The organism is Nostoc sp. UIC 10890 (genome assembly GCF_054786515.1).
Map to the genome: position 1 here is coordinate 1 of NZ_JBSGKF010000198.1, position 1,019 is coordinate 1,019.

At 38.4% G+C, this 1,019-nt stretch carries 1 pseudogene; it reads right to left on the minus strand.

The annotated features are described in order from the left end of the window. A pseudogene (locus ACWATR_RS40390) lies at positions 1 to 233 on the minus strand (ParM/StbA family protein); the annotation flags it as partial. Positions 234 to 1,019: the final 786 nt, after the last annotated feature.

A 1,019-nucleotide genomic window follows, 5' to 3' on the forward strand; every position in this document is an offset into this window, starting at 1 on the left:
TCATTATTGTCTGTGTTGCGGTCAAAATAATTCCCTGTCCGGTAAGCGGACTCTCCAACTGTATAAGCAGTGCCGTTAAAAACTACGCGCCCTGGAACATCTTCCATCTCGGCATTAGTTATATAGCTGGGGACACGAACTACTTCAAAGCCATCGACTAAAAGTTTGAGACTTCCGTAACCGTTATCGAAACCCGCAGGAAAAATTTTTTGCAAGGTGTGAATGTTTGACATAGGCTCCAAGTAATAAACTTTAAGAAAGTGAAAATTATCTGTTCCAGTGATCTTCAAGAGCAAGAGAAAGAAGAATAAAATAACTTCATCCTTATTTTCCTAATCTCAAAAGTTTATCATCACCCCTTGGGGGCTAAGTGGGGTACAAAATATCAGTCAGTCAAATATACCCTACTTAGCACCTATATATATCCTATATAGGGGTCAAAATGTCACCAAAGTCCTGAACTATTGTTGGGGTATATATAGCCCCCATATAGCCCCCAGTAAGAATTTTTGAAATCTTTTTTATCAACGCAGCAGAAATTAATTTAGATGGTTGGCTGTTTGATTTATACTTTAATGCCTTTGTAAGATGTTCAAGGTGATAAGCGTGGTCTAGCATGATCGTGATTTTGGGGATAGCGACGGGTTTCGACTGGAAATAAGCGATGTTGAGAGTTAATATCTCAATTAAACCTGCATCATTCGAGACATTCGCAGGGGTGCAGTGTGTAAAGAAGGGAAAGTTGGAGTAGCTAAAAAATATTGCTGGAATAACCTATAACTGCTGGATTTGAATCAAGAAGGGCCAACTGATCTACAAATGGGAGTGGAAAAGTTTAACCTTTATAATTGCCTAGTCCAATGCTATGTTCCTTTTGTTTCTGATATCTTCCCACAGTTACACTTTAAAGATGTTATTGATGGGCTACCGGTAGGTGCTAGAACGGTAGTAATTAGCGAATCTTAGAGCAGAAGAAATTAACCTTAGTCATATACAAGGTTATGAAACTAATGTTAGTT